Annotated in this window: 15 protein-coding genes; 7 read left to right on the forward strand and 8 right to left on the reverse strand. The window is 39.7% G+C overall.

Annotated features, from left to right (window positions below; genetic code table 11):
• The first annotated feature begins 58 nt into the window (after positions 1 to 58).
• Positions 59 to 685 (forward strand): riboflavin synthase, encoded by a 627-nt coding sequence (locus FLM54_RS06535; RefSeq protein ID WP_054200746.1) that lies wholly within the window; start codon positions 59 to 61, stop codon positions 683 to 685.
• Here the strand turns inward: FLM54_RS06535 and FLM54_RS06540 are convergent.
• Together FLM54_RS06540 and FLM54_RS06545 are read right to left on the reverse strand one after the other, a co-directional pair.
• Entirely contained in the window at positions 682 to 885 is a 204-nt protein-coding gene (locus tag FLM54_RS06540) for a CPXCG motif-containing cysteine-rich protein (protein WP_008464077.1), read from the reverse strand. The two genes, FLM54_RS06535 and FLM54_RS06540, sit on opposite strands and share 4 nt — an antisense overlap.
• Positions 886 to 993: 108 nt before the next feature.
• Positions 994 to 1,863: a fructosamine kinase family protein gene (locus FLM54_RS06545; protein ID WP_138604918.1), complete on the reverse strand. Its 870-nt coding sequence runs from the start codon at positions 1,861 to 1,863 to the stop codon at positions 994 to 996.
• 121 nt (positions 1,864 to 1,984) lie between these two features.
• On the opposite strand from FLM54_RS06545, the gene FLM54_RS06550 reads away from it, so the two are divergent.
• Positions 1,985 to 2,677, forward strand: coding sequence for a DUF445 domain-containing protein (locus FLM54_RS06550; protein ID WP_178955826.1), 693 nt, complete (start codon positions 1,985 to 1,987; stop codon positions 2,675 to 2,677).
• A gap of 83 nt (positions 2,678 to 2,760) precedes the next feature.
• Here FLM54_RS06550 and FLM54_RS06555 read toward each other — a convergent pair whose 3' ends face one another.
• Positions 2,761 to 3,123: a DUF3718 domain-containing protein gene (locus FLM54_RS06555; protein ID WP_178955828.1), complete on the reverse strand. Its 363-nt coding sequence runs from the start codon at positions 3,121 to 3,123 to the stop codon at positions 2,761 to 2,763.
• 443 nt (positions 3,124 to 3,566) lie between these two features.
• Between FLM54_RS06555 and FLM54_RS06560 the strand changes: the two genes are divergently transcribed.
• The 3 genes from FLM54_RS06560 to FLM54_RS06570 all read left to right on the forward strand — a co-directional run bounded on the left by FLM54_RS06560 (position 3,567) and on the right by FLM54_RS06570 (position 7,089).
• Complete coding sequence (locus tag FLM54_RS06560) at positions 3,567 to 4,352, forward strand: hypothetical protein (protein WP_178955830.1); 786 nt, start codon at positions 3,567 to 3,569, stop codon at positions 4,350 to 4,352.
• 100 nt (positions 4,353 to 4,452) lie between these two features.
• Positions 4,453 to 5,835: an amidohydrolase gene (locus FLM54_RS06565; protein ID WP_178955832.1), complete on the forward strand. Its 1,383-nt coding sequence runs from the start codon at positions 4,453 to 4,455 to the stop codon at positions 5,833 to 5,835.
• Positions 5,836 to 5,847: 12 nt separating this feature from the next.
• A complete protein-coding gene (locus FLM54_RS06570) occupies positions 5,848 to 7,089 on the forward strand; it encodes an amidohydrolase family protein (protein ID WP_178955842.1) in 1,242 nt (413 codons plus the stop codon).
• Between the two features lie 95 nt (positions 7,090 to 7,184).
• On the opposite strand, the gene FLM54_RS06575 is transcribed toward FLM54_RS06570, so the two are convergent.
• On the reverse strand, positions 7,185 to 9,407 hold the full coding sequence (locus FLM54_RS06575) for an NADP-dependent isocitrate dehydrogenase (RefSeq protein WP_178956849.1): 2,223 nt from the start codon (positions 9,405 to 9,407) through the stop codon (positions 7,185 to 7,187).
• Positions 9,408 to 9,860: 453 nt separating this feature from the next.
• On the reverse strand, positions 9,861 to 10,079 hold the full coding sequence (gene cspD / locus FLM54_RS06580) for a cold shock domain-containing protein CspD (protein ID WP_138604913.1): 219 nt from the start codon (positions 10,077 to 10,079) through the stop codon (positions 9,861 to 9,863).
• 209 nt (positions 10,080 to 10,288) lie between these two features.
• Between cspD and clpS the strand changes: the two genes are divergently transcribed.
• Both clpS and clpA read left to right on the forward strand, forming a co-directional pair.
• Entirely contained in the window at positions 10,289 to 10,597 is a 309-nt protein-coding gene (gene clpS, locus FLM54_RS06585) for an ATP-dependent Clp protease adapter ClpS (RefSeq protein WP_008110102.1), read from the forward strand.
• Positions 10,598 to 10,665: 68 nt separating this feature from the next.
• Entirely contained in the window at positions 10,666 to 12,927 is a 2,262-nt protein-coding gene (gene clpA, locus FLM54_RS06590; protein ID WP_008110100.1) for an ATP-dependent Clp protease ATP-binding subunit ClpA, read from the forward strand.
• 200 nt (positions 12,928 to 13,127) lie between these two features.
• On the opposite strand, the gene infA is transcribed toward clpA, so the two are convergent.
• The 3 genes from infA to aat all read right to left on the reverse strand — a co-directional run bounded on the left by infA (position 13,128) and on the right by aat (position 14,850).
• Positions 13,128 to 13,346: a translation initiation factor IF-1 gene (gene infA, locus FLM54_RS06595; RefSeq protein WP_002962494.1), complete on the reverse strand. Its 219-nt coding sequence runs from the start codon at positions 13,344 to 13,346 to the stop codon at positions 13,128 to 13,130.
• Positions 13,347 to 13,436: 90 nt separating this feature from the next.
• Positions 13,437 to 14,141 (reverse strand): arginyltransferase, encoded by a 705-nt coding sequence (locus FLM54_RS06600; protein ID WP_178955844.1) that lies wholly within the window; start codon positions 14,139 to 14,141, stop codon positions 13,437 to 13,439.
• Positions 14,134 to 14,850 (reverse strand): leucyl/phenylalanyl-tRNA--protein transferase, encoded by a 717-nt coding sequence (aat, locus tag FLM54_RS06605; protein ID WP_178955846.1) that lies wholly within the window; start codon positions 14,848 to 14,850, stop codon positions 14,134 to 14,136. The genes FLM54_RS06600 and aat overlap by 8 nt, the downstream gene beginning before the upstream one ends.
• Positions 14,851 to 15,029: the final 179 nt, after the last annotated feature.

Here is a 15,029-nt window from a genome sequence, read left to right on the forward strand (position 1 = left end):
ATGATTTTGTCTTTTGATACGTTAAACTAGTACTTTGTAAGAAATAGAAGCGATTTTTATGTTTACCGGTATTATTCAAACTCAAGCAACGGTAGTTTCTAAAACCCATGCACAGGGCGTATTGCGTCTGGTAGTTTCTGTCAATGAGCAATACGTGAAGCATTTAGACTTAGGTGCCAGCATCGCTATAAATGGTTGCTGTTTGACTGTGGTAAAAGTAGAGCTAAGTAATCACGATGTGGTTGCTCAAGTGCATTTTGATGTTATTGACGAAACTCTGCAGCTAACTAATCTTGGGCAACTGGAATTGGGTAGTTTAGTTAATTACGAGCGTTCAGTGTCATTTGGTACTGAGTTGGGTGGGCATATTGTATCTGGACATATTCATTGCACCGCAAAAATTGCGCAAATAGTGAAGTTAGAAAACAACTACAAAATACAGCTCAGCCTGCCACAAAAATGGCAAAAATATGTGTTATACAAAGGATTTGTATCTGTTAATGGTGCAAGTTTAACGGTGGGTAATATTGATGAGTTTGGCTTTTGGTTGCATCTAATACCAGAAACACTCGATATAACTAATTTAGGTGAAGCCGTTGTGGGTGATGAGTTTAATATTGAAGTCGACCAGCAAACCTACACAATTATAAACACCGTTGAAAACTACATGCGCCAACATAGCTAAAATATTTGTTCGTCATCGCTGTCCACATGTAACTCTAACTTGTTACGTGCATAGTCTATATGCATGTTCAAGTGTATAAGGTTACAACAGGCACTACATTCTTCATAGTAGTCTTGATCGCCCATACTGGCATCGAGATCTAAATGAATATGGTGTCCACAATGTGGACAGGCGATGCGTTGTGATAAAAAGTCTTTCATAATAACACCTCATAAAAACTAAGTTTTTTTACGTGGGTAGCACACAACGGGCTTACACTAAATATAGTGCTTATATCTTGTTTACTGCATTTATTTTAGTTTACGAGTTTAGTCTAGTAAGTTTATTAGTTTATCAACGTGCTCTTTAGCCTGATTTAGATAATGACCCGCAAAAATGTTAGCGTTGTTTAAAACAGGGTAAAGCTGATAAACAAGCTTACGTTGCTCATAACCCTGTGCTAAAGGGTAGTGGTGCTTGTAGGTATCATAAAAATCCTCTGGAAGGGGAGCATAGAGCTCGCTCATAGCAATATCGACTTCCCGATCACCGTAATAGCAGGCGGGGTCAAACAAGGTCGGAATGTTATTTACAAAGCCCAGGTTACCACGCCAAAAATCGCCATGTAATAATGAGGGTAAAACATGATGATTATGCAGTGTCTCTTTTACTAAATTTATTAGTTGTTCGGGGTCTGAAAGTACAATGTCTTTTTCAGCTAATAGTTGTAATTGCCAACCAATACGTTCTTCTGCAAAAAATACATCCCATTTTTTATGCCACTGATTAGGCTGAAGCGTTGAGCTTAAATAATTGTCGGTATCAAAACCAAACATCGCTTGCTGGTGTTTTTGATGTAACATGGCAAGATGCTCCCCCATAGTTGACCAATGAGTGTGGGGAAGCTCGTCAAATGTAAGCCATTCTAATACAATGAAGGCGTATTCTATATTGGCCCCAGTTATAATACAGTCTGGCACCATAAATACACTGTTTTGAGTAAGCTGTTTTAAGCCTTGAGCTTGAGCCTCAAAGCGCTCTAGCTCATGTTTTTGCCCAACTTTAACTAAGTAATTGTGCTTGCCATCGCTTAAATGAAACAACTTATCGGTGGATGTGTTTTGCAACTGACGTTTATGGGTGTGTTTAAAATCATAATGGATAGCCTGGCTGATCTCTTGATTGATTGTTTTCCACATAACAATAGTCACCTTTTAAACCTATAAATAAACTATGGCAAAAAGGGATTAAATAAACAAATTAATCGGTGTAAAATTAATACTATCAATTTCTGATACAAATCACTGAAATGGAATAAAAATGAATAAAAGTTTTATCACTAACTTATTAGCAGCGTGTTGTGTTGTTATTGGTTTTGTATTTGAACAAACCATTGTACTTTCTGTGGGCTTATTTGCACTCTCCGGTGCAGTTACAAACTTACTCGCTATTCATATGCTGTTTGAAAAAGTGCCGTTTTTATATGGTTCGGGTGTGATTGCACTTAAGTTTGAAAGTTTTAAAGTGGCTATAAGAAACTTAATACTTACGGAGTTCTTTTCTGAGCATAAAATAGACAAGCTTCTAAGCAAGGCTCAACCAACGATAGACTTTGAGTCAGTTATTTATAAGGTGGATTTAAATCCCGCATTCGATAATTTGTTAGTGGTTATTGAGCAATCACAATTTGGTAGCATGCTTGCAATGTTTGGCGGCACTGAAGCCGTTGAGCCAATGCGAGAAAAGTTTATTGAAAAAATGCAATCATCACTGGTGCAAATAAGCGACACCGACGATTTTAAAACACTATTAAGCGATATGTTAACCCAAGGTAATAACGCGGAAAGTTTGCATAATACGGTGCTTAAGTTAGTGGATGAACGCTTAGATGAACTCACCCCTAAAATGGTGAAAGAAATAATTCAAACCATGATCCGCGAACACTTAGGTTGGCTCGTTGTATGGGGTGGGGTGTTTGGTGGCTTATTTGGTTTGTTGGCAGCGCTTATTTAATAATAAATATACGTTAAGCAGGTACTAAGCCCTGCTTAACGTGTTTGACTCGAGTAAATTAAACGCATTTAAAACCTGTAATATTATTTAGACCCCGCCATAATAACCACAAGCGGTTTGTTTGCTTTTGCTAAATCTCTTATTGACGTACTAGTAGATGCTTCAATATTTAAAAAGCGTGCTGATTTATTTAAATCATACAGCGTTACAAAGTCACCCACTGATAAATCATTACAGAGTAATTTTTTGCTAATTACATGTTTATCTATACGTAGATCTTTCATTGTTCTGAGCAGTGTCAGTCTTTTGTTAGATGCAACGGCCATGCAAGCTTGGGTACCGGGTGATGAATCAGCGGCAACAAAAGTGGCCGCCATTACAGGAGCTGTTAATGTTGCTGCGCCCAATAATACAGTTGAATATAGAGTTGCTTTGAAAGAAATCATAGTATTTGCCTCTTTGTTTATATGCAACTTAAGTATTGCTTAATGTAGCCGAAATGTTGTTAACTGAATGGGGTAAGCTGTAAGAAGATGTGTATATAAATTGTGCAATTTTGTAGGTGTATGAAAAGTTGTTCATAAGTAACCTGAATTATGGATAATAAATCTATCTCAAGCAGCTATTTTCAGCGCTAACTGCGTTGAATTTACTTGCAATAGGCTCGCTATTGACGCGAAAATTCGCCTTGTTTTCACTGTAAATTTCTGGCTGGAGAAAACAAACCAAATTATTAATATAATTCAATATTTTAGTAAATCTCTTAACCAGAGTTCAGGTTAAGTAATTTATTTTTGACACACTTTAGCGTTTTCCTACTGAAATATTTTTTCAGGCTGTTATTATCGCGCCCTAAATTTGTGGCATTTTATATTTTTGGAGCGCAATTGTGAATAAAACGTTAGCAAGTTACTACCAGCAAGCTTATGCGTGTGAGCAACAGCATTTTAACCAATGTTTTTATTGCGGCTGTGAGGCAACAGAGCGCGATCATTGCCCGCCATTGCATATGCTACAAAGTATTATTGATCTAGGTGAAGAAGCTGACTTTGTTGCCATTGCAGCCTGTTACGAATGCCATGCATTACTTCACAATGAGCGATTAATGACCATTGATGAGCGATTTAGCAAACTTAAAAAGAAATTATCTAATAAGTATGCAAAACCTCTGCGTGTTTACAACATGTGGGAAGAAAACGAACTCGCTGATATGAGTGATGAATTTGCGCATAGTATTCAAGCAGGTATGAAGCTAGGTAAAGAAGCGGCTGAGCGACTAGCCTTTACGGGCTTTAGTTATGCCACTGAGGAAGCACGTGTCACAGTGCGTGAAAAAACTAAAGAGTTTGATGTTGAAGGCACTGTATTTACCGATTTCAAAGAAGCGCTTAACTATTGCATTACTGTATTAAAAGTACAAAAAAGTGACTTTTATAAAATTTTAGTGGAAGACTATCAAGGTGATTTTAATAAGGCATTGAGTCAATACAGACATCGTCATGATAAAGTTACAGCCGCAAAAGATGGTAATACATTGATTAAAGATTTTTCAAAATTACATAAGCAAAATTCGGATTTTGTAACACGAACGGTTAAACACTTTATAAGTAAAGATCCATCGCTCACCACCGAAGGAGCTCTGGATAAGCTTTATAACAATTATATAAAAAAATAATTACAGAAATTCACCTTAAATAACCGCCTTTTCACCTGTTTTTTTAGCTTTATGCGTTTGCTTTCGCTAAAGTAGTAAAAAAACAGGAGAACCTAAAAACATGCAAAAATTTGCTCCCTCATTGTTAGCTGTTGGTTTAGCAGCAGCACTTGTTGGTTGCCAAGAAAGCGGCCCACAAGATGACAAAGTAACCATTAATAAAAACCCATACCCAAGTACTTACCAACCGGTAGCGACATCAAGCACGTTAATCACCAATGCGACTGTATTAACAGGGACGGGTGAGCGTTTAGATGAAGCTGATGTATTAATTGTCGACGGTAAAGTGCAGCAAATTGGTAAAGATTTAACCGCTGATGCAGATACCACCATCGACGCACAAGGTAAATGGGTAACACCAGGCATTATTGACGTTCATTCACATTTAGGTGCTTATCCAAATCCATCGGTTGAGTCTCATCAAGATGGTAACGAAATGACCAGTCCAAATACTGCAGAAGTATGGGTTGAGCATTCAATTTGGCCACAAGATCCAGGTTTTAATCGCGCACGTGAAGGCGGTATTACGTCATTACAAATTTTACCGGGTTCGGCTAATTTATTCGGTGGACGTGGCGTTACCCTTAAAAATGTACCGGCTCACACCATGCAAGGAATGAAATTTCCTGATGCGCCATACGGTTTAAAAATGGCATGTGGTGAAAATCCTAAACGTGTTTACGGTCGTAAAGGCGTATTACCGATGACACGTATGGGTAATATGGCAGGATATCGCACAGCATGGATTGGCGCTCAAGAATATAAGCGTGAGTGGGATAAATACGATGCTGATTACGCTGCGGGTAAAAACCCAGAAGCTCCACATCGTGATATTAAATACGATACATTACGTGGTGTTTTAGAAGGTGAAGTTCGTATTCACAATCACTGCTACAAAGCAGAAGAAATGGCGATGATGATCGACCTTTCTAAAGAGTTTAATTACCATGCCGGCACATTCCACCACGGAATTGAAGCCTATAAAATTGCTGATTTATTAGCTGAAAATGGCTCGTGTGCAGCACTTTGGCCAGACTGGTGGGGCTTTAAAATGGAAGCCTACGATATGGTGCAAGAGAACGTAGCTATTGTTGATGCAGTTAAAAACTCATGTGCTGTTGTGCACTCAGATTCTGATACGACGATTCAACGCTTAAACCAAGAAGCCGCAAAAGTAATGTACAGTGCAAACCAAAATGGGTTTGATATTTCTGAGCAACACGCGATTAAATGGATCACGTCTAACGCCGCTAAATCATTAGGCATTGAAGATAAAACAGGTTCACTTGAAACAGGTAAACAAGCTGATGTTGTTATTTGGAATCAAAGCCCGTTTAGTGTTTATGCAAAAGCAGAGCAAGTGTTTGTTGATGGTGCAAAAGTTTACGATAGAAACGATAGCGCATTCCAAGCACAAAGTGATTTTATGTTAGGTCAACAATAAGGAGCACCCAGAATGAAAAAATTATCACGTTCGTTTTCGCTTTCTCTGGTTGCTGCAGGGCTACTAGCATCGGGTGCCGTGAGCGCCAAGTCATTAGCAATCATTAATGCAACTTTGCATACATCTTCAGAACAAGGTGTATTAGAAGGAGCTAGCATTGTAATGAATGAAGGCAAAATCACTGCCATTAACCCTAGCGATGTTAAAGCTGACAAAGTTATTGATGCTAAAGGTCAAATAGTGACGGCTGGTTTTATCGCCAGTGTAAATCAGCTTGGCTTAGTTGAAGTAGGTGCAGTTGCCGGTTCTCGCGATGCAGGAGAAGACAAAGCAGGTATCGATTTTGATGCAAGCTTAGCATTCAATCCTCGTTCAAGCTTAATTCCTTATGCACGTAAAGGCGGTATCACTCGCGATTTGATCACCCCATACGGTGGTGACAGCATATTTGCAGGCCTAGCAAGTGTTGTTGATTTAAGTGGTAGCTTTGAAAGCGTAGATAAAAAGCAAGCTGCACTAGTGGTTCATTTAGGTGAGCGTAGTAAAGGTTCTCGTGCATTTACCTTGCAAACGCTTATTAAAAAATTAGATGAGCATCAAACCAAAGCAAGTAAAGACGCTAAAAAAGACGACGCTAAGCCAAGTGCTGAAGACACGGTAATGGCTAAAGTACTAAAAGGCGATATACCATTACTAATTAGTGTGTCGCGTGCATCAGATATTGTTGAACTAATAAAAGTGAAACAGCAGTTTGGCGTAAACATTGTCCTTAATGGCGCTCAAGATGCCGTTGTAGTTAAAGATCGCATCGCTAAAGCAGGCATTCCTGTGATCATTAGTGCAATGGATAACTTACCAGGTAGCTTTGATTCGTTGCATGCGAGCTTGAATAATGCCGGCATACTAGAAAAAGCCGGTGTTAAAGTGCTACTAACTGTGGGTGGTGACGCAAGTCACAATGTTTACCAGCTTCGCTACGATGCCGGTAACGCAGTGTCTTACGGTATGAGCCAACAAGGCGCATTAAAGGCCATGACTTCGAATGTGGCTGATGTATTTGGTATTAACGCGGGTAGCCTAGAAGTAGGTAAAGCCGCTGATGTTGTTATGTGGAGTAACGACCCGTTTGAGCTGAGCAGCCACGTGAATAAAATGTTTATCAATGGTGTTGAGGTTAGTACTGAATCTCGCCAAGATAAACTGCGTGAGCGCTATACAACAGAGTCGAACATGCCACGCGCATACACAAAATAAACGTTTAAAGTTGAATTGAAAAGGCCGCATTAGCGGCCTTTTTCTTAGGCACAAAAAAGGCGCTCTGTGAGCGCCTTTTCATTCATTTAATCGATTTATACTAGTTTAGATAAAATCTCGTTAAATGTCGTGCTTGGACGCATTGCTTTGAAGGCTGCATCGTCATTTGGCTGGAAGTAACCGCCAATGTTCATTGCAGGACCCTGTGCATCGTTTAGCTCGTTAACAATTTGCTCTTTGTTGGTTTCAAGGTCGCTAGCAATTTGTGTAAATTGCGCTTTAAGCTCGCTATCTTCATTTTGCTTAGCAAGTTCTTGAGCCCAGAATAAAGATAAGAAGAAATGAGAACCACGGTTATCAATCTCTTTAACTTTGCGTGAAGGTGACTTGTTTTCAGCTAGGAATGTGCCCGTTGCTTTATCAAGCGTATCAGCAAGTACTTGTGCCTTGTTGTTACCTGTTGTTGTGCTTAGGTGTTCAAGTGACGCAGCAAGTGCTAAGAACTCACCTAAAGAATCCCAACGTAAGTGGTTTTCTTTTTCAAACTGTTGAACGTGCTTAGGAGCAGAACCACCGGCACCTGTTTCAAATAAACCACCGCCATTCATCAGTGGCACAATTGAAAGCATTTTAGCACTAGTACCCAATTCTAAAATTGGGAATAAATCTGTTAGGTAATCACGTAATACGTTACCTGTTACAGAAATCGTATCTTTACCTTCTTTGATGCGTGCTAGTGAGAATAAGGTTGCATCCATTGGCGATAAAATTTGAATATCTAGGCCAGCAGTATCATGATCTGGCAAGTATTTGTTCACTTTTTTGATTAGCTCAGCATCGTGTGCACGTTCTGCATCTAACCAGAAAATAGCCGGATTACCAGTTGCGCGAGCGCGGTTTACTGCAAGTTTAACCCAATCTTGAATTGGTGCATCTTTAACCTGACACATACGCCAGATATCGCCTTGCTCAACACTGTGCTCAAGTAGGGTGTTGCCGTTTGTGTCAACAACACGAATAGTACCGTCAGCTTTTGCTTCAAATGTTTTGTCATGTGAGCCGTATTCTTCCGCTTTTTGAGCCATAAGGCCAACGTTTGGTACGCTACCCATAGTTGTAGGATCAAAAGCACCGTGCTGTTTACAAAAATCAATTGTTGCTTGGTAAACGCCAGAGTAACAACGATCTGGAATTACAAAGCTTGTGTCTTGTAATTTATCGTCTTTATTCCACATTTGACCGCTTGAACGAATTGCAGCAGGCATAGAAGCATCGATGATCACATCACTTGGTACGTGTAAGTTTGTAATACCACGATGAGAATCAACCATGGCGATAGCAGGGCGGTTAGCGTAAACCGCTTGAATGTCTGCTTCAATTTCTTCGCGCTTAGCGTCATCTAATGTTTGAATTTTAGAGTACACATCGCCTAAACCGTTATTTACATCAACACCTAGCTCTTCAAAAAGTGCACCGTGTTTTGCAAAAACGTCTTTGTAGAATACTTTTACAGCGTGACCAAAGATGATTGGATCAGATACTTTCATCATGGTTGCTTTCATATGAAGCGAAAATAACACGCCTTTTTCTTTAGCTGCATTGATTTCAGCTTCTAGGAATGCTTGTAATTTTGCTGCACTGATACGTGATGCATCAATTACTTCACCAGCAAGTAATGGCGTGCTTTGCTTAAGTACAGTGATATCGCCATTAGCCGCTACGTGTTCGATACGAACATCCGTTGCTTCATCAACAGTTAGTGATTGCTCGGAACCAAAGAAGTCACCTTCTTCCATGCTTGCAACGTATGATTGTGAATCTTTGCTCCACGCGCCCATTGAATGTGGGTTATTACGTGCATACTCTTTCACTGAACCTGGTGCACGACGGTCAGAGTTACCTTCACGAAGTACAGGGTTTACTGCGCTGCCTTTAATTTTATCGTAGGCTGCTTGAATCGCTTTCTCTTCATCGTTTTTAGGTTCAACCGGGTATTCTGGAAGTGCATAACCTTTTTCTTGAAGCTCTTTAATTACAGCGCGAAGTTGTGGAACTGATGCACTAATGTTCGGTAATTTAATGATGTTAGCTTCTGGTGTTTTTGCCATTTCGCCAAGTTCTGCAAGTGCATCACCAATGCGTTGTTCTTCTGTTAGGTAATCCGGGAAGCTCGCAATTACACGACCAGCTAATGAGATGTCGCGTGTTTCAACTTCAACACCTGCCGCATTTGTGTATGCTTGGATAATAGGTAACAACGAATAAGTTGCTAGTGCCGGAGCTTCGTCCGTTTTTGTATAGATAATTTTTGATGTCATCATCATTCCTAGATAGTAGGCCGCATTGGCCAAATTCAACAATGCAAAGAAATCATCGCCTAATACTTTTAAATTAAGCATTAGTACATGCAATGAGTAGTCTGTTAGGTGTTGGTACTCGTATAACCTAAACAAGGTGAGAATAATCACACCTGACGGACTAGTGTCTTTTATAACTAAAATTTATGTAAATACAAACTAGCCATTAGGCTAAAGTAATTACGTTTTACAGGATAAAGAGTGTAACAAGCTTGGCTAAAAAGGGCTAGGATTACACGCCAGACGCCAGCAGTTAAACTTCTAATACTGAAATTATTGGGGTAGATAAAATAAAATCAAGGAGTGGGGTTGAATTAACAAACAATGAGGCAATTTATATTGGGGTGGTTAGGGATTTTTAAGAAATTAAGCGAGGATCTAAACAGGTCACTCGCTTTAGTCTCATAATTACAATCACCCTATAATATCGCCATTAGGCGCTATATTAGTAGCGTGTAGACCTTTAGGGCCCTGTTGTAATTCGAAGGTAACATCTTGACCAGCTTTAAGTGTCTTGTATCCGTCCATTACAATTGTGGAGTAATGAGCAAAAATGTCGTTCTCGCAACCGTCTTCTACGATGAAACCAAAACCTTTGGCGTTGTTGAACCATTTGACTTTACCACAAGCCATACTTCTACATCCTTCTATAAGTTGACTAATTTAGTTATCCTAAACTGTATTGTTTGCTAGACTGACTAAGGTTTAATCAATCACCATTTGACTGTAGTTTATTTAAGCAACCAGTCAAGTGTTTTAGGTTATTTTTTAACATTTTATTTATTTTTTTATTCAAGTTTGCTTGAGTTACAAAGACAAGACTATATTTAATTATGAGTGGTATGAAAGATTCTGGTGTTATCGACACCGTTCGCGATAGTGAAAAGCAAAAGTTGCAGCCACCGCGAAAATATAAAGTTGTGTTAAACAACGATGATTACACGCCGATGGATTTTGTAATAGAGATCTTAATGACGTTTTTTAATATGGATAGCGATAGAGCAACTGATGTGATGCTGCAAATACATCAGCAAGGTAAGGGTATATGTGGTGTTTATAGCGCCGACGTAGCACATACTAAGGCTGAGCAAGTTAACCGCTACTCAAGGGATAACGAGCATCCACTGCTATGTAGTTGTGAGCAGGAATAAATACCATAAAGGTGAACTTTCATCTTTGAAGTGCGGTATAAAATTATTATCTCTGTAAGGGGTTGCCAATGCTAAATAAAGACTTAGAACTAACTTTGAACACTGCGTTTCGTGAAGCGCGTACACGTCGTCATGAGTTTATGACCGTAGAGCACCTTTTATTAGCTCTACTCGACAACCCATCAGCTGGAGAAGCGCTTAATGCGTGTGGTGTTGACGTTTCTGGATTAAAAACAGAGTTACTTGAATTTATTGATGAAACCACACCGGTTATTCCTGATTTAGAAGAAGAGCGCGAAACTCAACCAACACTTGGTTTTCAGCGAGTATTACAGCGCGCGGTATTTCATGTGCAATCTTCTGGCAAAAATGAAGTGACAGGCGTTAATGTGCTGGTCGCTATTTTTTCTGAGCAAGAAAGCCAAGCCGTGTACTTACTTAAAAAGAATGATATTTCTCGACTTGATATTGTTAACTTTATTTCTCATGGTATCGCCAAAGGTGACGACGAATTAGGCGATGATACCGACGATATTCATGAAGAGGTGCAAGAAGTAGCAAGCGAAGAAGCGAGTAAGCTCGACAGCTTTACAACTAACCTTAATATACACGCTAAAGAGGGTAATATTGACCCGCTTGTTGGCCGTGATAGTGAAGTAGAGCGCACAGTGCAAGTGCTGTGTCGTCGTAAAAAGAATAACCCATTACTGGTTGGTGAAGCCGGCGTAGGTAAAACTGCTATTGCCGAGGGCTTAGCCTATCGTATTGTTAACGAACAAGTGCCTGAAGTCATTGCTGATGCGGTTGTGTACTCCTTAGATATGGGCGCGTTACTTGCCGGTACCAAATACCGAGGCGATTTTGAAAAACGCTTTAAAAGTTTATTAAAAGAGTTACAAGCAAAACCAGGTTCAATCTTATTTATTGATGAAATTCACACCATTATTGGTGCAGGTGCTGCCTCAGGTGGGGTAATGGATGCCTCAAACTTAATTAAGCCGTTACTCTCAAGTGGGCAATTACGTTGTATGGGTTCTACCACTTACGGTGAGTACAAGAATATTTTTGAAAAAGATCGCGCCCTTGTCCGTCGCTTTCAAAAAATTGATGTGCTTGAACCTAGCGTTGAAGATACCACTAAAATTCTTAACGGCTTAAAAGATCGTTACGAAGCACACCATGGTATTCGTTATACGCAAAAAGCGTTAAAAGCAGCCGCTGAGCTAAGTGCCAAGTATATTAATGAGCGTCACTTACCTGATAAAGCGATTGACGTTATTGATGAAGCAGGCGCAAGCCAACGGCTACTGCCTACGTCCAAGCGTAAAAAAACCATTGGTGTATCTGATATTGAGATGATTGTGTCTAAAATGGCGCGTATTCCGCCTCAAAATGTGTCGTCGTCTGATAAAGAAACGCTGAAAAACTTAGACCGTAATTTAAAAATGTTGGTGTTTGGACAAGATCAATCCATTGATGCATTAACTTCTGCTATTCGCTTATCGCGCTCAGGTTTAGCAAACGAGAACAAACCGGTTGGTTCGTTCTTATTTGCAGGCCCAACAGGGGTAGGTAAAACAGAGGTTACCAAGCAATTAGCTAAATGCATGGGTGTTGAGTTTATTCGTTTTGATATGTCTGAATACGTTGAGCGCCATGCGGTGAGCCGTTTAATCGGTGCGCCTCCGGGTTATGTAGGTTTTGAACAAGGCGGCTTATTAACAGAAGCGGTGATCAAAAACCCACATGCAGTGGTATTGCTGGATGAAATTGAAAAAGCGCATCCTGATATCTACAACATTTTATTACAAGTTATGGATCACGGTACGCTAACAGATAATAACGGCCGAAAAGCTGACTTTAGAAACGTAGTAGTGGTGATGACCACCAATGCCGGCGTACAAGAAACCACGCGTAAGTCGATTGGTTTTAGTGAGCAAGATCACACACACGATGCAATGGGTGAAATTAACAAAGTATTTTCACCTGAATTTAGAAACCGCTTAGATAACATTATTTGGTTTAATCACCTCGAGAAAGAGGTTATTTTGCAAGTGGTTGATAAATTTGTTGTTGAGTTACAAGCGCAACTGGATAAGAAGTCAGTTAACCTTGAGCTTACTTCTAAAGCACGTGAATGGTTGGCTGATAAAGGCTATGACAAAGCAATGGGCGCGCGTCCTATGGCGCGTGTTATCCAAGAAGATCTTAAAAAGCAATTGGCTAACGAAATACTGTTTGGTGAGCTAATTTCTGGCGGTACGGTAAAAGTATCGGTTAAAGATAAAAAACTGCGTTTTGATTACGAGAGTGACTTAACGCCAGCCTAACCTAAAAAAGTTAGCAATTTAAAAAGCCTGCTTTATGCAGGCTTTTTTATTTGCCAAAGAAATAGGCAACAAAAAACCCAGCAAAGGCTGGGTTTTTTGTTTATTAAATGTAATTACTGGCTACTACCATTAATTACATTTAATAAACGCTTAAAGCTAGTTTTCACTAGCCAAAAACTAAATCTCGTTTACGCACTTACTTAGCGAGCACGGAATACGATACGACCTTTCGATAAATCGTAAGGAGTCATTTCTACCGTTACTTTATCGCCGGTTAAAATACGGATATAGTTTTTGCGCATTTTACCTGAAATATGAGCCACAACTACGTGACCATTTTCTAGCTCAACTCGGAACATTGTATTTGGTAAAGTATCAAGGACTGTCCCTTGCATTTCGATTACGTCTTCTTTCGCCATGTTTAGCGTAACACCTCTTTAATAGTTAAACGCTGCAGATTTTGCCCAAAATACGCCAATAAGTAAAGGCGCAGGGGCTATTTTTGTAAATTAAATAGCCACCCACTGGTCATTGAGCTGTTTTTGGGCGGGTAAAAACTGGGTTTTATACTTCATTTTGTCACATTCATCTATTTGATAGCCTAAATAAACAAACTGTTTGCGCTGCTGTTTAGCAAATTTAAGCTGCTGTAATATCATTACAGTGCCTAAACTAAAGTGTTCGTAGTCAGGGTCAAAAAATGTATAAATAGCCGAAATAGCGTTGTCCATACAATCAGTTACAGCAACGGCCACTAAGTTTTCTTGATCCCAAAGCTCTATAAAGGTGATGGTTAACCAGCTACAAAACAAAAAGCTTTGAAATTGTGATTTATCAGGTGGATACATAGAACCGTCTTGATGACGTAAACTAATGTATTTACTGTAAAGTGGATAGTATTGTTCGCGTTCAACTTGAGAATATTTTACCTCAAAGCGGTTTTTTGCTTTGTTAAGTTTACGTTTTTGCGATTTTGTAGGGATAAACTCATCAGCTAAAACGCGCACAGAACTACACGCGCTGCAAATAGGGCAGTGCGGACGGTAAATTTGGTTACCACTGCGACGAAAGCCCAATCCTAATAACGACTCAAACTTATTGCTGCTATAACAACTTGGATCGAGTATCACCAGCAGTTGCTCTTGGCGATCTGGCAAGTAACTGCATTCAAATGGTTGGCTTAGGCCTATACGAGCTGGAAGTTGTTCATTCATATATCGCGATTAGCTCCTGTGGCTGCCACATACTGGCAGCTGGGGTGTAACACTGTGCTTTATTAAGTTTAGTTAAAAATTCTTCACGTGGAATCACGCTGGCACCTAACGACATTAAATAAGGATTTTCTAATTGGCAATCAATAAAATGCGCATTATGGCGTTTAAGCCAATTAACCAGCGCCCACATAGCCAGTTTGGAGCAATTTGTTTGATGATGAAACATTGATTCACCACAAAAAACACCTGTTTGCATAATCCCATATAAGCCGCCTGCAAGCTCTCCCTCGCGCCATACCTCTAAACTATGGGCCAAGCCATTGTGATGGGCATTAATGTACGCCTGTTGCATTTGCGGGGTTATCCAAGTGCCATCAGTATCAATGCGTTGATCGCGGCACGCTTCTATCACTTCTTCAAAGGCATGGTTAATAGTTACGGTGACCGGGTGCTTTTTTAAATGTTTTCGTAAGCTTTTACTAACATGAAAGTCATTAAGCTCAACAATACCGCGCTCACTCGGTGACCACCACATAATTGGCTCGTGTTCACTAAACCACGGAAAAATACCAGATAAATAGGCATTTTTTAACCGCGTTACCGATAAACATCCACCAATGGCAAGCAAACCATCTGGATCATCTAATGCATGGCTGGGATCAGGAAAAGCAAAGTGGCTTTGAGCGAGTTGATAAAGTTGTTTAGTCATAACACCGATTGAATAACTGCATGGTCAAGACAAAGTGTAACCTGTTGCTTTAAAATCACAAACCACAAATTATTGTGTTCTCTATAGGGTTGAGCAGGGCTTAAATTGCTGTTAGGTAAATTTTAGGCATAAAAAAGCGCGTTAAAAAACGCGCTTAATTAAATGGTAAACTAATCGAA

It is taken from the genome of Pseudoalteromonas sp. Scap25 (assembly GCF_013394125.1).
In the GTDB taxonomy this organism is placed as follows: Bacteria; Pseudomonadota; Gammaproteobacteria; order Enterobacterales; family Alteromonadaceae; genus Pseudoalteromonas.